Source organism: Streptomyces actuosus (assembly GCF_016921115.1).
Taxonomy (GTDB): domain Bacteria; phylum Actinomycetota; class Actinomycetes; order Streptomycetales; family Streptomycetaceae; genus Streptomyces; species Streptomyces actuosus_A.
In genome coordinates this window covers 118,750-140,427 of the sequence record NZ_JAFFZS010000012.1, presented here as the reverse complement: position 1 = coordinate 140,427, position 21,678 = coordinate 118,750, and the positions used below count along the sequence as shown (strand labels likewise).

The following is a 21,678-nucleotide window of genomic DNA, read 5'->3' as shown; positions in this document are numbered from 1 at the left end:
CACCTGTGTTGTAGGTTCGCGGGATGTCCCCAGGAGCGCCGCAGCGCCCGGCCGCCGCCCACGTCGACCCCCGCCTCCTGCGCGGGTTCCTCGCCGTTGCCGAGGAACTGCACTTCACCCGCGCCGCCACCCGCCTCCACCTCGCCCAGCAGGCGCTCAGCCGGGACGTACGGCGCCTGGAACGCGAGCTGGGCGCCGAGTTGTTCGTGCGCACGACCCGGCAGGTGACGCTCAGTCCCGACGGTGCACGGCTGGTGCCGTTGGCGCGGCGCGCGCTCCGGGCCCAGGAGGAACTGCTGGCCGCGTTCGGGCAGGCCCGCCCGCTGCTGGTGGACCTGAACTCGCCCGGCCTGACCACCCCCCGGCGCGTCCTGCACCGGGCCCGCGAACTCGCCCCCGAACTGGAACTCATGGCCCGCTACGAGAGCGGCCTGACCGGCGCCGCGGCGGATCTGCTGGCCGGCCGGCTGGACGCGTCCTTCGGGCGGTACGCCGGCCTGGCCCCGGCGCTGCGGGCGGGTCTGGCGCACCGGCCCGTGCGCTACGAGCCCATGGCCGTCGTCCTGCCCGCGGACCACCGGCTGGCGCGGCGGGACCGGATCCCGGTGGCGGAACTGGCGGGTGAGACCGTCTACGCCGGTGCCGGGAACCCGCGTACCGAGGAGTGGACCGACCTCGCCCGCCGCCTGTTCGACGGGCGGGGGATCGTGCTCGCGCCGCCCGCCCCGCCCGCGATCGGCGAGGAGGAGTTCCAGAGGATCATGGCCAAGACCCGGCACCCGATCCTCGCCGTCGTCGGCTTCCCCGCCCTGCCGCACACCGTCGTGACGCCCCTCGTCGACCCCGTTCCGCTGTCACCGGTCTCGCTGGTGTGGCGAAAAGGGCTGGTACATCCAGGACTCGATGCCCTGCGGCGGGCAGCCGAGCAGCTCGCGGCGGCGGACGGGTGGCTCAGGCCATCTGTTGATGGATGGATTCCGGCCAGTGACAAAGACACAATGCGGTCCCACAAATGACACGTGGCGAACAAGGCGCCCCTGCGTGCGCTACATTCATGGCCTGAGCACGGTGTGGTAAAAGAGGCGCTCGGGCTGGGTGGGGGCCTGGTCCGGTCGGCGAGGTGCTCGGGGTCGGGTGCGCTTCCAGAACTGTCCCCGGGGGGATGTACGCGCGTGAACAAGTGGCGGGAAGACGCCCAACCGGAATGGCCCGAGGCCGCGTCCGCGACTCGGAACATGCCGCCATCGGGGGCCGATACGCAGGGATTTCCGGAGACCGGACCGCGTCCGGGGGCTGGGCAAAACGTTGCGCCCGGTGAGGGCGGTCCCTTCGGTGCGGGCGCGCCAGGACATCAACGCGGGGCGGGCGGCCCCGTCGGCGGCGGTCCGTCCTCCGAGGGCACCACGGACTTCCTGTCGCGGGCGGCGCGGGCACGGCTGGGAGCTCCGGCCGGGACGCCCCGGCCCTTCGGCACGACCGACGCGGAAGCCGACGCCACGGCCTTCCTGCCCCGGACCGCTCCCGCCGGTCCCAGCGACTCCACCCAGGTGCTGCCCTCAGCCCGGCAGGCCGCCCCGCTGCGCGACCCGTGGGCCGAGTCCGCCTCCGACGCCGAGCACACCCACGACCCGCACGAGGTGACGATCCAGCTCGACGCCGTCCAACTCGGCGCGGGCGGGCTGGAGCCGGCAGGCACCAGGACGTCCGGCGTGCCGGACGGAACCGACGGGCCCGTCTTCGTCGACGAGTCGGGACGCCGCAGCCGTACCTTCCGCCGGCTCGGCATCGTCGTCGGCCTCGCCTGTGCCGTCTACGCCGTGGTCATCGTCGCCACCGTGATGTCCGGCAACTCCAGCGCGCCGTGGCTGCCGGTGCCGGACCAGGAGGTGGGGCAGCCCGCCGGCGATGTGGAGACCACGCCGCTGCCCAGCGACTCCGCCGTCACCCCGTCACCGTCCGCCTCGGGCGCCTCCGCCGGCCCCGCCGGCCTGCCCAGTGCCGGCGGCGCGGCCACCGCTCCGGGCGGCGGGGTCCGGCCCACCGCCTCCAGCAGCGCGGTGCAGCCCGGCGCCTCGGCCGCCGAGCCGTCGGCGAGCAAGGCCACCAAGCCCGGCACGGACGCCAGTACCCAGCCCGCACCCGCGACGACCCCTCCGGTCACCACCTCCCCGGAACCGTCGAAGACGACTGCGGACCCCTCGCCCGATGCCTCCCCGTCCGCCGCCGGCGGCACGGGGCCCGTGGCCGACGGTGCCGCGGAACCGGTCGTCGCAGAGTCGAGTCCCGCGGTCTCACCCTCGCCCACGGAGAACCTCGTCTGATGGCATTCCGCTCGACCCGCCGCTCCCCGGACAGCGCCTCCCGGCGGCGGTGGTTCCCCCTGCGCTACCTGCTGCCCGTCCTGGTGCTGTTCGCCATGCTGGCGATGCTGATGCTGCGCGGCTACGTGCACAGCGAGATCCTCGCCGACTTCCGGGTCCGGCCCGGCACGGCCAACGACAAGGTGCCGGAGCAGATACTCGACGGCGGCCCGGTCATCGACACCCGGGGCAGGACGCCGACCACCCTGCGGGTGCCGGACCACCGCATCGTCCTCACGTTCGACGACGGTCCCGACCCCACGTGGACCCCGAGAGTCCTGGACGTCCTGAAGAAGAACCACGCGCACGCCGTCTTCTTCGTCACCGGCACCATGGCCTCCCGCTACCCCGAGCTGATCCGCCGCATGGTCGACGAGGGCCACGAGGTGGGCCTGCACACCTTCAACCACCCCGACCTGTCCTACCAGTCCAAGCGGCGCATCGACTGGGAGCTGTCCCAGAACCAGCTCGCGCTGGCCGGCGCGGCCGGCATCCGCACCTCCCTGTTCCGGCCGCCGTACTCCTCCGAGTCCGAGAACATGGACAACGCGTCCTGGCCGGTCACCCAGTACATCGGCAGCCTCGGATACCTGACCGTCGTCAACGACACCGACAGTGAGGACTGGCAGAAGCCGGGTGTCGACGAGATCATCCGCCGGGCGAAGCCGGAGCACGGCCAGGGCGCCATCATCCTCATGCACGACTCCGGTGGCGACCGCCACCAGACCGTGCGCGCGCTGGGCAGGTTCCTGCCGGAGATGCAGGAGGAGGGCTACCGGTTCCAGAACCTCACCGAGGCCCTCGACGCGCCGTCCGCGCACACCAAGGTCACCGGTGCGGAGCTGTGGAAGGGCAAGGCGTGGGTCTTCCTGGTCTCCGCCTCCGACGACATCACGGACGTCCTGGTCGTGGGCCTCGCCGCCATCGGCTCCCTGGTCCTCGCCCGCTTCGGCCTGATGCTGCTGCTGTCCGGCCTGCACGCCCGCCGCACCCGCCGCAAGAGCTTCCGCTGGGGCCCGCAGCCCGTCACCGAACCGGTGTCCGTGCTGGTACCCGCCTACAACGAGGCCAAGTGCATAGAGAACACGGTCCGTTCCCTGATGCGCAGCGAGCACCCGATCGAGATCATCGTCATCGACGACGGCTCCTCCGACGGCACCGCCCGCATCGTCGAGGCGATGGGTCTGCCCAACGTGCGCGTCGTCCGGCAGCTCAACGCGGGCAAGCCGGCCGCGCTCAACCGGGGCCTGGCCAACGCCCGCTACGACATCGTCGTGATGATGGACGGCGACACCGTCTTCGAACCGGCCACCGTCCGCGAGCTCGTGCAGCCCTTCGCCGACCCGCGCGTCGGTGCCGTCGCCGGCAACGCCAAGGTCGGCAACAAGGACACCCTGATCGGCGCCTGGCAGCACATCGAGTACGTGATGGGCTTCAACCTGGACCGCCGCATGTACGACGTCCTGCAGTGCATGCCGACGATCCCCGGCGCCGTCGGCGCCTTCCGCCGCTCCGCCCTGGAGCGGGTGGGCGGGATGAGTGACGACACCCTCGCCGAGGACACCGACATCACCATGGCCATCCACCGCGACGGCTGGCGTGTGGTGTACGCGGAGAAGGCCCGCGCCTGGACCGAGGCACCGGAATCGGTGCAGCAGCTGTGGTCCCAGCGCTACCGCTGGTCCTACGGCACGATGCAGGCCATCTGGAAGCACCGCGGAGCCCTGCTGGACCGCGGCCCCTCAGGCCGCTTCGGCCGCGTCGGCCTGCCCCTGGTCTCCCTGTTCATGGTGGTGGCGCCGCTGCTGGCCCCGCTCATCGACATCTTCCTCGTCTACGGCCTGCTCTTCGGCCCGACCGAGAAGACCATCGTGGCCTGGTTCGGCGTCCTCGCCGTCCAGGTGGTCTGCGCCGCCTACGCCTTCATCCTCGACCGCGAACCGCTGACCCCGCTGATCTCGCTGCCGCTCCAGCAGATCCTCTACCGCCAGATCATGTACGTCGTGCTCCTGCAGTCGTGGATCACCGCCCTCACCGGCGGCCGGCTGCGCTGGCAGAAGCTGCGGCGCAAGGGCGGGGTGTCGGCCCCGCCGTCCGAGCCCGGGCAGCGGAGTCCGGTCATGGACGGGAGCTCGGCCTGATGGACACCCAGGCGACACCGCCGTACCCCTTCCCGCCCGCGCGCCAGGAAGCACCGCCCATGACCGCACCGCCCGGTGTGCCGTTCGGCACGAGCGAGGCGCCCCCGGCGCCCGTGGCCGACAAGCCCCGCCGCGGCCCCGTCCGCGACCGCTACTTCGACCTCCTGCGGGCGATAGCCCTCTTCCGCGTCGTCTTCTACCACCTCACGGGCTGGGCCTGGCTGCCGGTGGTGTTCCCGTCGATGGGCGTCATGTTCGCCCTCGCCGGCAACCTGATGGCCCGCTCCCTCAAGCGCCCGCCGCTGCAGGTGGTCCGCAGCCGTATGCGCCGGCTGCTGCCGCCGCTGTGGATGCTCGGCGCGATCGGCGTCACCGGCATGGTCCTCCAGGGCTGGGGCCCCGACGAGGACGGCCATCCGGGCTGGTGGTGGCTGCACCTCACCTTCTGGATCGTCCCGTTGAGCGACCCGCCGTACGCCGAGGGCGTGCACGGCATCCACGGCATCCTCGGCGACGACTGGGCGGCCGAGATCGCCGGACCGCTGTGGTACATCCGTGCCTACCTCTGGTACGTGATGCTGTCGCCGCTGATCCTGAAGGCGCTGCGCAAGCTGCCGTGGCCGACCGTCGTCGCGCCGATCGCCATCTCGGCCGCCTTCGAGTTCGGCTACCTCGACTTCCTGCCCGGGGAGCGCTTCCCCTCCGCCCTCACCGACTTCAGCACCTTCGGAGCCTGCTGGATCCTCGGCATGGCGCACCAGGAGGGCGTCCTCAAGCGCCTCCCGCGCTATGTCGTCCCCTCCGTCGTCCCGGCCATCGCCGCGGCAGGCATGTGGTACGCCGTGACCCACGGCTTCAAGGCGGGCCACGACCTGGACGACATCCCCTTCGCGCAGGCCCTGTGGTCCTTCGCGACCGTCCTGATGCTGCTGCACGTCAGCCCGTCCTGGTCCGAGTGGCCCCGGCCGCTGCGTCCCCTGGACCGCATCGTGACCCTGCTCAACTCCCGTGCCGTGACCATCTACCTGTGGCACAACATCTGCATCCTCATCGCCGCCACGGTGTGGGACCAGATGTGGCGCGTGGACACGCTCGCGATGAACGTGCCCTGGCTGCTGCAGAGTCTGTGGCCCGTGCTGGCGATCACCTGGGTCCTCATCGGCAGTTGCATCGTCTGGTTCGGCTGGGTGGAGGACCTGGCCGCGAAGCGCGCACCGCAGCTGTGGCCCGACGGTTCGCCCAAGCGCGGGGGCAGGAGATCCCGCGCGCGATCACACCGCGCCTGACCACATCGGGGCCGGCCCGGCCGTACGGGCCGGCCCCGACGGCCGTCACGGGCCGGGCCCGGCGCCGGGCCCGGCCCGCAACGTGCGTCCACAGGACCTGAGAGCGTCGGACATGCCGTGGGCACGGGTACCGACATCGACGCCCGCCCACCGTTCCGGTGGCCGCGCCCCCGGACGCGGCCACCGCAGCCGGCCGCCGGGACGCGGCCGGGCGGATCGGGCGCGGCAGGCCCGGCCGGTGCGGGGCCGGGCGGACCGGGGCGGTCCGGGTCTGTGCCCGGGGTGCGGACCGGGTGGGGGGCGCGGAAACACAGCGGTGGCCGTCCGCGGGCATGGTGAAGACTGGCGAGGCGCACGATGCGCGAAGTGCCTCCCGTTCCAACGAAGTCGACAAGGAGACCACCCACCGTGACCCATCCTCCGGCCCAGCCTCCGCAGCAGCCGTACCCGGGCCAGGGCCCCATCCCCGGACCGTACGCGCCGCAGCCGCCCCAGGGGCAGCCGGGCGCGGGACAGCAGTCCCCCAACCCGTATGCGACGCCGCCCGGTTCCGCGCCGACCGCGCCGATACCCGGCGCGTCTCCCTACGGCACCCCGCCCGCCCCCGGGACGCAGACTCCCTACCCCCAGACTCCCTACCCCCAGACTCCCTACCCTCAGACCGCGTACGGCCAGCCTCCGTACGGCGCACCGGCCGGCTACCCGCCGCCCCCTCCCACCGGCGGCACCCCCGGGAGGAAACGTACGGCGCTGATCGCCGGCGGGGCCCTCGCAGCGGTCGTCCTCGTCGCCGGCGGCGTGTACCTCACCATGCGGGGCGGGAACGACGCACCGCCGCAGTCCCGGACGTCCACCTCCGCCGCACCGACCACCGAGGAGAGCCCGGTCACCGAGGAGCCCACCGAGGACCCGGTCGAGGAGCCCACCGAGGACCCCGTCGACGAGCCGACGGACGAACCCACCGACGTGGACGTGCCCGCCGGTCCCGCGCCCGAGACCGGCTTCCAGGGCCAGTGGAAGAGCACCGACGGCAAGACGCTCACCGTCATGACGAAGTACACCGAGGGCGAGTACAAGGGCGACCGCGGCGTCACCTACATCGCGCCCGACGCCGACCACCCCATCCTCCTCGGCCTCGGCCGGGAGCACAGCGACGGGTCGCTGCGCATCGCGGTCAAGCCGGTGCGCAGCGAGGACGAGAACGACTACCGCGCCGGCACCGTCACCCGCACCGGCGACTCGGTGAAGATCGCCTGGGACAAGGGCGGCACCGAGACCATGGAGTGGTCGGGCTGAGCCCGGGGCCGCGGGGGCCCCGGGCTCAGCCCGGACGAGGAGGAAGGGAAGGGACCCGCGGGTCCCGGCTCGTCCTCCTCCACGGAAGGGAAGGGAGCGGGGCCGGCACGCGCGACCGTGTGCCGGCGCCGCCGGTGACGGACACGGTGTCCGGCGGGAGGCGACGCGGGCGCCGCGCTCCCGTCCGCGAGGGCCCGGACCCGGTGTGGGCCGGCCGGGGAGCACGGGCCGCGGCCGGCCTCACCGACCGCCGGCGGCGCGAGTGAGAGCAACGTTCCCTTCCGGTCACCCATGGCCACAGCGCCGAAACGCGGTCTCCCTACCGTCGGGACTCAGCCACTCCCAGTTACGCCCGGAGCACCGTGGAGGCCTGAGATGACAGCCCCGAGTACCACCAGCGCACCCCACAAGGGGTCCCACTGGATCGAGCAGTGGGAGCCCGAGGACGAGACCTTCTGGGAGACCCGGGGGAAGCGGATCGCCCGCCGCAACCTCACGTTCTCGGTGATCTCCGAGCACATCGGCTTCTCCGTGTGGAGCATGTACTCCGTGCTCGCGCTGTTCATGGGGCCCCAGTACGGGATCGACCCCGCCGGCAAGTTCTTCCTCGTCGCCATGGCCTCGCTGGTCGGCGGCGTCATGCGGGTCCCCTACGGTTTCGCGGTCGCCCGCTTCGGCGGCCGGAACTGGACCATCTTCAGCGCGGGGCTGCTGCTCGTGCCGACCGTGGCGCTCCTCGTCGTGATGGAACCGGGGACGTCGTACTCCACCTTCATGGTGGTCGCCGTCCTCACCGGCGTCGGCGGAGCCAACTTCGCCTCCTCCATGACCAACATCAACAACTTCTACCCGCTGCGCCTCAAGGGCTGGGCCCTCGGCATGAACGCCGGCGGCGGCAACATCGGCGTCGCCGTGGTCCAGCTCATGGCGCTGCTGGTCATCGGTGTCGCCGGGGCCGGCCACCCGCGTGTGCTGCTGTCCGTCTACGTGCCCCTGATCGTCCTCGCGACCGTGCTCAGCGCCCGGTACATGGACAACCTCGGCCCGGTGCGCAACGACACCGGGGCCGCCAAGGAGGCCGTGCGCGAAGGACACACCTGGATCATGTCCTTCCTCTACATCGGCACCTTCGGCTCGTTCATCGGCTACAGCTTCGCCTTCGGCCTGGTGCTCCAGAACCAGTTCGGGCGCACGCCCCTGCAGGCGGCCTCGCTCACCTTCGTCGGCCCGCTGCTCGGCTCGCTGATCCGACCTCTGGGCGGCCAGCTCGCCGACCGGATCGGCGGCGCGAAGGTCACCCTGTGGAACTTCGGCCTGATGGCCGTCGCGGCCGGTGCCGTCGTCGTGGCGTCGGTCGACAAGTCGCTGCCGCTGTTCATCGGAGCGTTCATCGCGCTGTTCGTCCTCACCGGCATCGGCAACGGCTCCACCTACAAGATGATCCCCGGCATCTTCCGCGCCCAGGCCGGTGCCAAGGGGCTGGCCGGCGAGGAGGCCGCCGTCTACGCACGCCGGCTGTCCGGGGCGGCCATGTCCCTCATCGGGGCCGTGGGCGCGCTCGGCGGCCTCGGCATCAACCTGGCGCTGCGGCAGTCCTTCCTGACGGTCGGCAGCGGGACCGGGGCCTTCGTCGCCTTCCTGGTCTACTACGGCGTCTGCTTCGTGGTCACCTGGGCCGTATACCTTCGCCGCTCGGCGGCCGGTGTCGAGTCCGCTGCCGCCGCAGAGACGAAGCCGCAGCTCAGCTACGCCGAGGTGTGACGTAACACCAGCGACATGAAGCCGATCCGAGCCTGTCACGCACCGTTGACAGGCTCGATCGGCATGCCGGGCACGCCGTGCCCGGCGAATGCACACGACTCGAGTGCGGGACGAGAGCGATGTACGACGAACGACAGCGACCGGAACACGGGCCCCTCGCCGGCTTCACCGTGGGCGTGACGGCCGCACGCCGGGCCGAGGAGCTGGGAGCACTGCTCCAGCGCCGCGGCGCCGCCGTCCTGCACGCCCCAGCCCTGCGCATCGTGCCGCTCGCGGACGACGGCGAGCTGCTGGCGGCGACCGAGCAGCTGATCGACCGGGCGCCGGACGTGGTGGTGGCCACCACGGCGATCGGTTTCCGCGGATGGATCGAGGCCGCGGAGGGGTGGGGGCTGGGGGAGCCCCTGCTGGCGCGGTTGGGCCACGTCGAACTGCTCGCCCGCGGCCCGAAGGTGAAGGGCGCGATCCGGGCCGCCGGGCTCACCGAGGAGTGGTCGCCGTCGAGCGAGTCCATGGCCGAGGTGCTCGACCGGCTGCTGGAGGAGGGGGTCGAGGGCCGCCGCGTCGCCGTCCAACTGCACGGCGAGCCCCTGCCCGGCTTCGTGGAGGCACTGCGGGAGGGCGGGGCCCAGGTGGTGGGGGTCCCCGTCTACCGGTGGATGCCGCCGGAGGACCTCTCACCCGTCGACCGGCTGCTGGACGCCGCCGTCTCCCGCGGCCTGGACGCGGTCACCTTCACCAGCGCCCCGGCCGCGGCGTCCCTGCTCGACCGTGCCGAGCAGCGCGGGCTGCTGCCCGAGCTGCTCGCCGCGCTCCACCACGACGTGCTGCCCGCCTGCGTCGGCCCGGTCACCGCGCTGCCGCTCCAGGCGCGGGGCGTGGACACCGTGCAGCCCGAGCGGTTCCGGCTCGGGCCGCTCGTGCAGCTGCTGTGCCAGGAGCTGCCGGGGCGGGCGCGTGCGCTGCCGATCGCCGGGCACCGGGTGGAGATCCGGGGCCACGCGGTCCTGGTCGACGGCGACCTGAAGCCGGTGCCGCCTGCCGGGATGTCCCTGCTGCGCGCGCTGTCCCGGCGGCCGGGCTGGGTGGTCGCCCGCGCCGACCTGCTGCGGGCACTGCCCGGAGCCGGGCGGGACGAGCACGCCGTGGAGACGGCGATGGCGCGGCTGCGCACGGCGCTGGGGGCGCCGAAGCTGATCCAGACGGTGGTGAAGCGGGGATACCGCCTGGCACTCGACCCGGCGGCGGACGCCAAGTACGCGGACGCCTGAAACGACCTCGCCGACGGCGCGCCGCGCTGTGCCGTCGACCGCCCGCGGTGCGCGGTGGACGGCCGGGGCGCACTGCCCGTGACCCCGCGGGGGCCTTCCCCGCGGCCCTCCCACGCCGCCGCCCGCACGCTTGGGGGGCCGGTTCCTCCGACGGCTCGGCACTCGCCAGGACTCGGGCGCTCTTCCAGGGCTGTTCCCCGCCTCCTTCCGGGGCCGTTCCGCACGCCCCGCCGGGACCGGGACCGCGGCCGCGCCGCGGCCGGGTCGGGTGCCCCGGCCCGGCCCCGCATCCGGGCCCGGCCGGTCAGCAGCCCGGGGCGGGCTCCGGCGGTCCGGGGGCCTCGTCCCGGGGCCGGAGTCCGGACGAGGTCTGCGCAGCCTGTGCCTGTGCCTGCACCCGTCCGAGCCCGGGCGTGCCGCGCTCCCCGGAGCGGGCCGCCCGCTGCGGCCCCCGCGCGCCCGGGACGGCCGGAGCCGGCGGACGCGCCTCGTCCCGGCGGTCCGCCGTCAGGCGGATCGCCGCGCGGGCCAGGCAACCCACCGCGCCCGCCGACAGCACCGCCCGCACCGCGTTCCACAACACCCACCGGTCCTCGAACCGTGCCCGCAGGACCGCCGGGTCGCCCGTCCCGGCGAGCCCGTCGTTGAGCGGGACGTTCACGGCCGCTGTCACCAGGAAGGCCAGAACGTGGGCGATCAGGGCCGCCCGCACCCAGCCGCGGGCCCCGGGGCGGTCGCGCAGCTGCCGGGCGGACAGCGCCGTCAGGACCGGCGCGCCGAGGAACGCCGCGAAGAACAACGGGTTCTGGATCACGTCGTTGATGTCGCGCATGACGTCCACGTAGACGCGGTCCCCGCGCCGCGCCAGCGCCGGCATCACGGCGCACGCGAAGACGAAGAAGGAGCCCGCGGTCAGAGCGCTGGTGATCACGGCCGCGGTGAGGACCGCCGCCGCGGTGGGGGAGGGGCCGGTGCCCGTCCCGGATGTCGTCCGATCGTCCGTCATGGGTCCAGTCGACGCGACCGGACGCCCCGGGGACATCGTCCGGACGCGCACCCGCATGCGCGGGCGTCCAGCCGTGAACGGTACGAGGGGTTCCGGGGCCGACGGCGAGGGGGCACTGTAGAGGGACGATCCCGAACAGCCCTGGCAACCCTAGGTGGTGACAGGCACATGGCGCTGGGTACGGCCACGGCCCCGTACGCGTTCCGGTTCGACGCCGGAAGGATCTGCCTGGATCTCCTCGCGACCACGCATCCCGGGGAACGGCTCGGCTCCGTCGAGGTGCTGCGGGCCTGGATCACCGGCTCCCGGCTCGTCCCACCCGGCACCTCGCTCGCGCACGCCGACCCGTCCTGGCTGCCGGGCTTCCGCGAACTGCGCGGGGTCGTGGGGCTGTTGGTGCGCGGCCGGCCGGCCCCCGGCGCCGTGCCGTACGACCGTGCCCTGGCCCGCGTCAACGAGATCGCCCGGGCCGCGCCTCCGGCTCCCCGCGCGGTGCCGGGGCAGGACGGGCTGCTGGTGCGGGAGTTGGCCGCACCGCCCGCCTGCGGGGCCCTGCTCGGGGCGGTCGCGCGGGACGCCGTGGAACTCCTCACCGATCCCGTCGCGCGGGCGGCCCTGCGGCAGTGCGAGGGCGACAACTGCCCTCTCGTCTACCTGGACACATCCCGGGGGCGCAGGAGGCGCTGGTGCAGCAGCGAGGTGTGCGGGAACCGGGAGCGGGTGGCCCGGCACCGGCGCCGGGCGGCGCTCACCCGGGCCTGACACGCCCGACGGAGGACGTGATGTGCGTTACACCTCCTTCACCTACGCCCCCGTAGGGAGTGGCGGACCGGCCCGTTCCGCAGTGACGGAAATGTAAAGAACGTGCGGTGAGAATGTGGTCTCATGTCCCCCTCGTCACGTCGGGCCGAGGAAAACTCTCGCGGTGCTTTGAACATCACGCGGCCCGCGTCCGTACCCGTGGTCGAGCGACCGACTGGGGGAACCCCCGGACACCGGAGGTGGGCGTGCGCAAGGATTCTGTCGTGGCCAATGAACGTGGATCGAGGGCCCGACATCGCGCTTCCCAGCCCTCGGAACCTGACGAGGAGCTGATGCGTGCCCTGTATCGAGAGCACGCCGGACCCCTGCTCGCGTATGTCCTGCGCCTTGTTGCCGGAGACCGGCAGCGCGCGGAGGACGTCGTGCAGGAGACGCTCATCCGTGCCTGGAAGAACGCCGGTCAGCTCAATCGAGCGACCGGTTCGGTACGCCCCTGGCTGGTGACGGTCGCGCGCCGCATCGTCATCGACGGCCACCGCAGCCGGCAGGCCCGGCCGCAGGAGGTCGATCCGTCGCCGCTGGAGGTCATCCCCGCGGAGGACGAGATCGACAAGGCGCTGTGGCTGATGACGCTGTCGGACGCGCTCGACGACCTGACCCCGGCCCACCGGGAGGTGCTCGTCGAGACGTACTTCAAAGGGCGTACCGTCAACGAGGCGGCGCAGACCCTGGGCATACCCAGCGGCACCGTCCGCTCAAGGGTCTTCTACGCCCTGCGGTCGATGAAGCTGGCACTGGAGGAGCGGGGGGTGACGGCGTGATGAGCGGGTACGGGGGAATGCAGGGATTCGGCGCGGGTGGTCCGGGTATGTCTGGCCCCATGAGCCCCAGGCAGGGATCTTCGGTGCCGAACGAGCACGAGACCGTGGGCGCGTACGCGCTCGGGCTTCTCGACGATGCCGAGGCAACCGCTTTCGAGGCGCACCTCGCGACCTGCGAGTGGTGCGCGCAGCAGCTCGACGAACTGGCCGGGATGGAACCGATGCTGGCCGCCCTGGCGGACCTGCCGGGATCCGGTACGCCGCAGATCGGCGAGTCGCTGTCGGCCAGGCCCGGTCCGCGGCTCGTGGAGAAGCTCGTCGACGAGGTCGCCGAGCGCCGTGCGCGGAAGCGGCGCCGCAGCTTCTACATGGTCGCCGCCGCGGCCGCGCTGATCGCCGGAGGTCCGCTGGTCGCCGTGGCGGCCTCCAGCGGGGAGTCCGGCACCGACGTGGCGGCGTCGCCACCCAGCCCCGCCCGGAGCCTGTTCTCCACGATGTCCGACAAGGTCTCCGGCACCGACCCGGCGACCGCCGTCACCGCGACCGTGGGCATGGCCAAGAAGGACTGGGGCACCCAGGCGGTCCTGGAGCTGAAGAACGTCAAGGGCCCGCTGAAGTGCTCCCTGATCGCCGTGGGCAAGAACGGCGAGCGTGAGACGCTCTCCTCGTGGTCCGTCCCGAACTGGGGCTACGGCATCCCGAACGCGAAGTCGGAGCAGGCGAAGAATCCGCTCTACATCGGTGGCGGAGCGGCCTTCCAGCCGAACGAGATCGACCACTTCGAGGTCATGACCTTCGACGGCAAGAAGCTGGTGGAGGTCGACTCCTAGGAGCGGCCCGGGCGCCGTGCCCGTCGGGGAGCGGCGCCCGCGCGCGATCCTCCCGGCGGGCCGTCCGGACGTCTCCCGGCGGGCGGCACCCGCTGCTTCCGGCCGTTCCGGGGCGGGGAGCCGCCGCGCGTGTCGCGACGGGCCGGACAGATCCCACGCGGTAGCGGCACCGGCGAGTGGAGGTCCCCCCACCGCGGCGGTTCCCGCCCACCCGCGCCGGCGCTGACCGGCGCGCACGCCGGGCCCGCGTCCCGGGCAGATCCCGCCGGGCACGCCCCTCGCCTCCGGCGGCTCCCTTCGCGTACGGTTGACGGCTGCCCAGCACGTCAGAAGGGGGCCCGGTGGCCGCTCAGGCTCACACATCTGCGGTCGACTCGGTTCACGACTCGGTTCGGGACCGGGAGATCGACGTCGAACAGGAACACCTCGACCGGGTGTACCGACGTCTCGAGGAGAAGATCCACGAGGCCGAGTTCCTGATGAACGACGCGGCCGAGCGCGGCCAGGTCGGCACGCCCGGCGCCCTCGCCGAGCGGGACGCGCAGGTCTTCCGGGCCGGCATCCACCTCAGCCGGCTCAACAACGAGTTCGAGGACTTCCTGTTCGGGCGGATCGACCTCCTGCTCGGCAAGGACGGCAAGAAGGGCCCCGACGGCGCGTACACCGCCGTCGAGCCGGCCGAAGGGGCCGTCCGCCCCGACAACACCGCCGACATCGCCGAGACCCTGCACATCGGCCGCATCGGCGTTCTCGACCAGGAGTACGCCCCGCTCGTCATCGACTGGCGGGCCCCCGCCGCCGCGCCCTTCTACCGCTCCACACCGGTCGATCCCGGCCGCGTCGTACGGCGCCGGGTCATCCGCTCCAAGGGGCGCCGCGTCCTCGGTGTCGAGGACGACCTGATGCGCCCCGAGCTGAAGGCGTCCCTGGACGGCCGGGAGCTGCCGGTCATCGGCGACGGCGCCCTGATGGCGGCCCTCGGCCGGGCCCGCAGTCACACCATGCAGGACATCGTCGCCTCCATCCAGGCCGAGCAGGACCTGGTGATCCGCGCCCCCGCCGCCTCCGTGACGTACGTCGAGGGCGGGCCGGGCACCGGAAAGACGGCCGTCGCGCTGCACCGCGCCGCCTACCTGCTCTACCAGGACCGGCGCCGCTACGCGGGAGGCATCCTGATCGTCTCCCCGACCCCGCTCCTCGTGGCGTACACCGAGGGCGTGCTGCCGTCCCTCGGCGAGGAGGGGCAGGTCGCCATCCGTGCCATCGGCTCCCTCGTCGACGGCGCCGAGGCGACCCTGTACGACTCCCCGGCCACCGCCCGGGCCAAGGGGTCCTCCCGCATGCTGAAGGTGCTGCGGAAGGCGGCCCGCGGCGCCCTGGAGCACGACAGGGCACCGACCCGGCTGCGGGTGGTCGCCTTCGGCCGCCGCCTGGAGCTGGAGGGTGAGGAGCTGGACCGCATCCGCCGCACCGCGCTCGGCGGAACGGCCCCGGTGAACCTGCTGCGCCCGCGCGCCCGCAGGCTGCTGCTGGACGCCCTGTGGGCGCAGTCCGGCGGCGCCGCCCGGCACACCGATCCGGAACTCGCCGCCGAGCTGCGCTCGTCCTTCGACGAGGACGTGACGAGCGAGGAAGCGTTCGTGCAGTTCCTGGACGCCTGGTGGCCGGAGCTGACCCCGCAGACCGTGCTCGCCGCGATGGCCGACGACCGGCGCCTGGGCCGCTGGGCCCGCCGGATCCTCAGCCCCGGCGACATCCGCAGGGTCGCCCGCTCGCTGCGCCGCGACGGCCACTCGGTGCACGACATCGCCCTGCTCGACGAACTCCAGTCCGTCCTCGGCGTCCCGGCCCGCCCGCGCCGCAAGCGGGAACTCGACCCGCTGGACCAGCTGACCGGCCTGGAGGAGCTGATGCCGGTGCGCGAGGAGTCGCAGCGCGAGCGGGCCGAACGGCTGGCGGCCGAGCGGGTGGAGTACGCGCACGTCATCGTCGACGAGGCCCAGGACCTCACGCCGATGCAGTGGCGCATGGTCGGCCGCCGCGGCCGGCACGCCACCTGGACGGTCGTCGGCGACCCGGCCCAGTCCTCCTGGTCCGACCCGGACGAGGCGGCCGAGGCCCGTGACGAGGCCCTCGGCACCCGCCCGCGCCGCCGCTTCGAGCTCACGGTGAACTACCGCAACCCGGCGGAGATCGCCGAGCTGGCCGCGAAGGTGCTCGCCCTGGCCATGCCGGGCTCCCGGGCCCCGTCGGCGGTCCGCTCGACCGGGGTGCAGCCGCGCTTCGTGAGCACCGACGGACAGTGCGACCCGGGTGGGAAGGGCTCCCCGGAGAAGACCGTGCGGGCGGAGGCCGAGCGGCTGCTGCACCTCGTCGACGGCACCGTCGGCGTCGTCGTCGCCATGCACCGCCGGGAGGAGGCCCGGCGGTGGCTGGACGGCCTCGGCGACCGCGTGGTGGCGCTCGGCAGCCTGGAGGCGAAGGGGCTGGAGTACGACGCGACGGTGGTCGTCTCCCCGGCCGAGATCGCCGACGAGTCCCCGGCCGGCCTGCGGGTGCTCTACGTCGCCCTCACCCGGGCCACCCAGCAGCTGACGGTGGTGTCGGGTGAGCGGGACGAGCCGGACGACGACGGGGTGCCGGACCTGCTGCGGGACTGACCGGGTGTCCGGCCGGGCCCGTCGCGCCCGGCCGGGACGGGCCGCTCCCGCACGGCAGCGCGCCGTCCGCCCCCGCGGGGCCGGGCGGTGTCCGGACCCGGCGCGGGGGCCGGTCGCCGGGCCGGGACCGGCGCAGGAACGAACTTCCGCCGCGGGAATGGCCCCGCGCGATCCGTTTGTTAGCCTGGGCGTGGCACCGGCTCGATCCAAGCCCCCGGGCCCAACCTTCGTCGCTACGAGCGACCACTTGCCGCGAGGCGAGCATGGCGGGTCGGTGCCATTGAGCGTGCGAGAGGCCCACGTCCGTGTGACGTGGGCCTCTTTCGCTGCCCCGGCACCTTCCACCACCCGACGTCTCTCGTATGGTGGAAGCAGTTTTCCGAAAAGAACCCTGATCCCCTTCGCGCCCAGACCTGCGGCTGTGAACTAAACGTCCGCAATCCGGGGCGGCTACCACGTACTCGGCGGTAGGTGCGACGATCGGACGGCACAACCCGCGACACGGTGAAAGCAGAGGAAGTCGGCCATGGCAACGGCGCCCAGCGTCTCCTACTCGATGACGATCCGGCTGGAGGTGCCCGCGAGCGGAACCGCCGTTTCGCAGCTCACCAACGCCGTGGAGTCCTCCGGAGGCTCGGTCACCGGCCTCGACGTCACCGCGTCCGGCCACGAGAAGCTCCGGATCGACGTCACCATCGCGGCGACCTCCACCGCGCACGCCGACGAGGTCGTCGAGAAGCTCCGCGGCATCGAGGGCGTGACCCTCGGCAAGGTCTCCGACCGTACGTTCCTCATGCACCTCGGTGGCAAGATCGAGATGCAGTCCAAGCACCCCATCCGCAACCGTGACGACCTCTCCATGGTCTACACGCCGGGTGTCGCCCGCGTCTGCATGGCCATCGCCGAGAACCCCGAGGACGCCCGCCGCCTCACCATCAAGCGCAACTCCGTTGCGGTCGTGACGGACGGCTCTGCCGTGCTGGGCCTCGGCAACATCGGCCCCAAGGCCGCGCTGCCGGTCATGGAGGGCAAGGCGGCCCTGTTCAAGCGCTTCGCCGGCATCGACGCCTGGCCGATCTGCCTCGACACCCAGGACGCCGACGCCATCGTCGAGATCGTCAAGGCCATCGCCCCCGGATTCGCCGGCATCAACCTGGAGGACATCTCCGCACCCCGCTGCTTCGAGATCGAGGCCCGGCTGCGCGAGGCCCTCGACATCCCCGTCTTCCACGACGACCAGCACGGCACCGCCATCGTGGTGCTGGCCGCCCTGACGAACGCGCTCCGCGTGGTCGGCAAGGGGATCGGCGACGTGCGGGTCGTCATGTCGGGCGCGGGCGCGGCCGGTACGGCCATCCTCAGGCTGCTCCTCGCCGCGGGTGTGAAGAACGCCGTCGTCGCCGACATCCACGGCGTCGTGCACGCCGGCCGCGAGGACCTCGTGTACGCTCCCGCCGGTTCGGCGCTGCGCTGGATCGCCGACAACACCAACCCCGAGAACCTCACGGGCACGTTGAAGGAGGCGGTCCGCGGCGCCGACGTCTTCGTCGGCGTCTCGGCGCCCAACGTCCTCGACGGCAGCGACGTGGCCGCGATGGCCGACGACGCGATCGTGTTCGCGCTCGCGAACCCCGATCCCGAGGTCGACCCGGCAATCGCCCGCCAGACGGCGGCAGTTGTGGCCACCGGCCGCTCCGACTTCCCCAACCAGATCAACAACGTCCTGGTCTTCCCGGGTGTGTTCCGCGGCCTGCTGGACGCCCAGTCCCGCACGGTCGACACGGACATGATGCTGGCCGCCGCCAAGGCGCTGGCGGACGTGGTGACCGAGGACGAGCTCAACCCGAACTACATCGTTCCGAGCGTCTTCAACGACAAGGTCGCCGGAGCCGTAGCCGGTGCGGTCCGGGACGCGGCGAGGGCCGCGAGCGCCACGGCGCAGCACGGCCCGCACGCTGTGCAGGGGCTGTGAGGATCGCCACGACTGCCCCCTGCCCCGGCGCGTCGTGGAACCACCTGCCTCCGACAGCCCTCTAGGGTGGCGGCCGGGCGACGGCGCTTTTCGAGTGACCCCCTGGGGTGTTCTTCGTGACTCCCACGGGTGCCGGATTGGCGTTCCCGCCGCAGGTAGGGGCAGGATGCGTCCCTGGGCACGAGCGCATGTCGATGTGTCGACTGTGCAGCGCCCCACATGCGGCTCCGCCGCGTGGCACGCCTCAACGGCAAGAAGAACACGGGAGTAACAACATGAACCGCAGTGAGCTGGTGGCCGCGCTGGCCGACCGCGCCGAGGTGACCCGCAAGGACGCCGACGCCGTGCTGGCCGCGTTCGCCGACGTCGTCGGCGACATCGTCTCCAAGGGGGACGAGAAGGTCACCATCCCCGGCTTCCTCACCTTCGAGCGCACCCACCGTGCCGCTCGCACCGCGCGCAACCCGCAGACCGGCGAGCCGATCCAGATCCCGGCCGGCTTCAGCGTGAAGGTCTCCGCGGGCTCCAAGCTGAAGGAAGCCGCGAAGGGCAAGTAGGCCTGCCGGTGCGTCCCCCGTCGACGCACGGCTCGAAACGCCAATGGGGCGGCCACCCTCACCGGGTGCCGCCCCATCGCCGTTGCCCGCAGGTGCCGCGACCGGAGACGTCCACCGGGCCGTGACGCCCGCACGCACCCGGCCGCGTGGACGCACGACCCGCGCACCTGCGGCACGCGGGTCGTGCTCCGCCGTACGCGACGCCGCGCCGCGGGGACGCCTCAGCCGAGAGCCTTGCCCGGCAGCTCCACCTTGGCGCCCAGCTCCACCAGCTTCTCCATGAAGTTCTCGTAGCCGCGGTTGATCAGCTCGATGCCGTGGACGCGGGAGGTGCCCTGGGCCGCCAGCGCGGCGATGAGGTACGAGAAACCGCCGCGCAGGTCCGGGATGACCAGGTCCGCGCCGAGCAGCTTGGTGGGGCCCGACACGACCGCGGAGTGCAGGAAGTTGCGCTGCCCGAACCGGCAGTCGGAGCCGCCCAGGCACTCGCGGTAGAGCTGGATGTGGGCGCCCATCTGGTTCAGCGCCGAGGTGAAGCCGAGCCGGGACTCGTACACGGTCTCGTGGATGATGGACAGGCCCGTGGCCTGCGTCAGGGCCACCACCAGCGGCTGCTGCCAGTCGGTCTGGAAACCGGGGTGCACGTCCGTCTCCAGCGCGATGGACTTCAACTGGCCGCCCGGGTGCCAGAAACGGATGCCCTCGTCGTCTATCTCGAAGGCACCGCCCACCTTCCGGTAGGTGTTCAGGAACGTCATCATCGACCGCTGCTGCGCGCCGCGGACGTAGATGTCGCCTTCGGTGGCCAGCGCCGCGGACGCCCACGAGGCCGCCTCCAGCCGGTCCGGCAGGGCGCGGTGCGTGTAGCCGCCCAGCTTCTCCACACCCGTGATGCGGATGGTCCGGTCGGTGTCCATCGCGATGATGGCGCCCATCTTCTGCAGGACGCAGATGAGATCCTCGATCTCCGGCTCCACGGCCGCGTTGGACAGCTCCGTCACGCCCTCCGCGAGCACGGCCGCCAGCAGCACCTGCTCGGTCGCCCCCACGGACGGGTACGGCAGCCGGATCTTCGTGCCGCGCAGGCCCTTGGGAGCCTCCAGGTACTGGCCGTCGTCGCGCTTCTCGATCACCGCGCCGAACTGCCGCAGCACGTCGAAGTGGAAGTCGATGGGCCGCCCGCCGATGTCGCAGCCGCCCAGGCCCGGGATGAACGCGTGGCCGAGGCGGTGCAGCAGCGGACCGCAGAACAGGATCGGGATCCGGCTGGAGCCCGCATGGGCATCGATGTCGGCCACGTTGGCGCCCTCGACGTGCGTCGGGTCGAGCACCAGCTCGCCCGGCTCCTCACCCGGACGGACCGTCACCCCGTGCAACTGCAGCAGACCGCGTACGACTCTCACGTCGCGGATGTCCGGAACATTGCGCAGTCGACTCGGCTCACTGCCCAGCAGGGCGGCGACCATGGCCTTGGGCACGAGGTTCTTCGCGCCGCGGACACGGATCTCACCCTCCAGCGGGGTTCCGCCGTGGACAAGCAGGACATCGTCGTTGACGGTCATGTATCTCGCGTTCCGATGAGTCGGGCAGGGGAGAACAGACAGAGTAATCGCCGCCGACCCCCCTCCCGTAAGCCCGCGGACAGGCTCAGGACGTCATAGCTGTGTCACAACACGAACGGTTCCCCGCCGGGCACGGGCGGTCACCGACGCGGGCGTGCGCGCACCCCGCACCCGTGCGCCCTGAGCTGCCTTCACTCCCCTTGCCCGATTGCCTCCCCACTCCCGGGCAAGATGCGGGATCATGTCTGGCATGACCGAGGTGTCCTCGCTCACAGGGCGGCTGCTCGTGGCCACGCCCGCCCTGGCGGACCCGAACTTCGAGCGTGCCGTGGTGCTGCTCCTCGACCACGACGAGGAGGGGTCCCTCGGCGTCGTCCTCAACCGCCCGACGCCGGTGGACGTGGGCGACATCCTGGAGGGCTGGGCGGAACTCGCCGGGGAACCCGGTGTCGTCTTCCAGGGCGGCCCGGTCTCGCTCGACTCGGCACTGGGCGTGGCGGTCGTCCCCGGCGACCCCGCCGCGGACGGCGCCCCGCTGGGCTGGCGGCGGGTGCACGGCGCGATCGGCCTGGTCGACCTGGAGGCCCCGCCCGAGTTGCTCGCCTCCGCCCTCGGTTCGCTGCGGATCTTCGCCGGATACGCCGGCTGGGGCCCCGGCCAGCTGGAGGACGAGCTGGTGGAGGGCGCCTGGTACGTCGTGGAGTCCGAGCCCGGGGACGTCTCCTCGCCGGACCCCGAGCGGCTCTGGCGCGCGGTGCTGCGCCGCCAGCGCAGCGAGCTGGCGATGGTGGCGACCTATCCGGACGACGCCTCCCTCAACTGACGGCCGGCCCCGGGCCCGTGCGCGACCGGAGCGGAGCCGCCCGCGCGGCGGGCTTCCGTGCCCGTGCGCGGCGAGGGCCGTCCCGGCGCCGGCTCGCCCCGCCGCCCGGCCGGTGCCGGGCGCGAAGGACCCGTCACAGCCGGTGATGCCGTTGCGCGGCCGGGGCCCGCGGTTCCCGGCTGTTGATTACCCTGGCTGTTATGAGCACTCTCGAGCCCGAGCGCGGGACTGGTACGGGGACCCTCGTAGAGCCGACGCCGCAGGTCTCCCACGGTGACGGTGACCACGAGCGCTTCGCCCACTACGTCCAGAAGGACAAGATCATGGCGAGCGCCCTCGACGGCACCCCCGTCGTGGCGCTGTGCGGCAAGGTGTGGGTGCCGGGCCGCGACCCGAAGAAGTACCCCGTGTGCCCCATGTGCAAGGAGATCTACGAATCCATGAGCGGCGGCGGCGACGACCAGGGCAAGGACAAGTAGCCCGCCCGGCGGCCTCCTGAGCCCGATTCCGCAAGGCCCCCGGGATGTGCGCGGCGCGCCCCCGGGGCTTTCGCGTGCCCTTCGCCGCCGC

At 72.7% G+C, this 21,678-nt stretch carries 17 protein-coding genes; 15 read left to right on the top strand and 2 right to left on the bottom strand.

All coding sequences use genetic code 11. The features are described 5' to 3' along the window. Positions 1–23 precede the first annotated feature (23 nt). The 7 genes from JS756_RS17605 (at position 24) to JS756_RS17575 (ending at position 10,115) form a co-directional block, all read left to right on the top strand. Positions 24–1,016 carry a LysR family transcriptional regulator gene (locus tag JS756_RS17605; RefSeq protein WP_205384050.1) on the top strand — a complete coding sequence of 331 codons (993 nt, stop codon included), beginning with the start codon at positions 24–26 and terminating at the stop codon, positions 1,014–1,016. Between the two features lie 531 nt (positions 1,017–1,547). Beyond that, positions 1,548–2,321 (top strand): hypothetical protein, encoded by a 774-nt coding sequence (locus JS756_RS17600; protein WP_205384049.1) that lies wholly within the window; start codon positions 1,548–1,550, stop codon positions 2,319–2,321. Next, a complete protein-coding gene (locus JS756_RS17595; protein WP_205384048.1) occupies positions 2,321–4,501 on the top strand; it encodes a bifunctional polysaccharide deacetylase/glycosyltransferase family 2 protein in 2,181 nt (726 codons plus the stop codon). Before JS756_RS17600 ends, JS756_RS17595 begins: the two co-directional genes overlap by 1 nt. Before the next feature lie 59 nt (positions 4,502–4,560). Next, entirely contained in the window at positions 4,561–5,787 is a 1,227-nt protein-coding gene (locus tag JS756_RS17590) for an acyltransferase family protein (protein ID WP_205384047.1), read from the top strand. Positions 5,788–6,195: 408 nt separating this feature from the next. Continuing rightward, positions 6,196–7,083 carry a hypothetical protein gene (locus JS756_RS37575; protein WP_205384046.1) on the top strand — a complete coding sequence of 296 codons (888 nt, stop codon included), beginning with the start codon at positions 6,196–6,198 and terminating at the stop codon, positions 7,081–7,083. A 375-nt stretch (positions 7,084–7,458) separates the two neighbouring features. Then, positions 7,459–8,844 carry a nitrate/nitrite transporter gene (locus JS756_RS17580; RefSeq protein WP_205384045.1) on the top strand — a complete coding sequence of 462 codons (1,386 nt, stop codon included), beginning with the start codon at positions 7,459–7,461 and terminating at the stop codon, positions 8,842–8,844. A gap of 119 nt (positions 8,845–8,963) precedes the next feature. Next, a complete protein-coding gene (locus JS756_RS17575; RefSeq protein WP_205384044.1) occupies positions 8,964–10,115 on the top strand; it encodes a uroporphyrinogen-III synthase in 1,152 nt (383 codons plus the stop codon). A gap of 304 nt (positions 10,116–10,419) precedes the next feature. On the opposite strand, the gene JS756_RS36840 is transcribed toward JS756_RS17575, so the two are convergent. Further along, the gene (locus JS756_RS36840) at positions 10,420–11,121 is read right to left on the bottom strand and encodes an anthrone oxygenase family protein (protein ID WP_307790729.1); all 702 of its coding nucleotides are present in this window, start codon (positions 11,119–11,121) and stop codon (positions 10,420–10,422) included. A 168-nt stretch (positions 11,122–11,289) separates the two neighbouring features. On the opposite strand from JS756_RS36840, the gene JS756_RS17565 reads away from it, so the two are divergent. The 6 genes from JS756_RS17565 to JS756_RS17540 all read left to right on the top strand — a co-directional run bounded on the left by JS756_RS17565 (position 11,290) and on the right by JS756_RS17540 (position 18,723). Then, complete coding sequence (locus tag JS756_RS17565; RefSeq protein WP_205384042.1) at positions 11,290–11,883, top strand: CGNR zinc finger domain-containing protein; 594 nt, start codon at positions 11,290–11,292, stop codon at positions 11,881–11,883. A 239-nt stretch (positions 11,884–12,122) separates the two neighbouring features. Then, complete coding sequence (locus tag JS756_RS17560) at positions 12,123–12,704, top strand: sigma-70 family RNA polymerase sigma factor (RefSeq protein ID WP_205384041.1); 582 nt, start codon at positions 12,123–12,125, stop codon at positions 12,702–12,704. Positions 12,705–12,763: 59 nt separating this feature from the next. Then, positions 12,764–13,534 (top strand): anti-sigma factor family protein, encoded by a 771-nt coding sequence (locus tag JS756_RS17555; protein WP_240203916.1) that lies wholly within the window; start codon positions 12,764–12,766, stop codon positions 13,532–13,534. A 341-nt stretch (positions 13,535–13,875) separates the two neighbouring features. Then, complete coding sequence (locus tag JS756_RS17550) at positions 13,876–16,194, top strand: HelD family protein (protein WP_205384039.1); 2,319 nt, start codon at positions 13,876–13,878, stop codon at positions 16,192–16,194. Between the two features lie 526 nt (positions 16,195–16,720). Beyond that, positions 16,721–18,166, top strand: coding sequence for an NAD-dependent malic enzyme (locus JS756_RS17545; protein WP_205384038.1), 1,446 nt, complete (start codon positions 16,721–16,723; stop codon positions 18,164–18,166). Between the two features lie 275 nt (positions 18,167–18,441). Next, entirely contained in the window at positions 18,442–18,723 is a 282-nt protein-coding gene (locus JS756_RS17540) for an HU family DNA-binding protein (protein ID WP_205384037.1), read from the top strand. Between the two features lie 221 nt (positions 18,724–18,944). On the opposite strand, the gene murA is transcribed toward JS756_RS17540, so the two are convergent. Then, positions 18,945–20,285, bottom strand: a complete 1,341-nt coding sequence (gene murA, locus JS756_RS17535; protein ID WP_205384036.1) for a UDP-N-acetylglucosamine 1-carboxyvinyltransferase — start codon at positions 20,283–20,285, stop codon at positions 18,945–18,947. A 250-nt stretch (positions 20,286–20,535) separates the two neighbouring features. On the opposite strand from murA, the gene JS756_RS17530 reads away from it, so the two are divergent. Further along, positions 20,536–21,108, top strand: coding sequence for a YqgE/AlgH family protein (locus tag JS756_RS17530; RefSeq protein WP_205384035.1), 573 nt, complete (start codon positions 20,536–20,538; stop codon positions 21,106–21,108). A 200-nt stretch (positions 21,109–21,308) separates the two neighbouring features. Then, entirely contained in the window at positions 21,309–21,587 is a 279-nt protein-coding gene (locus JS756_RS17525; protein WP_205384034.1) for a DUF3039 domain-containing protein, read from the top strand. Positions 21,588–21,678: the final 91 nt, after the last annotated feature.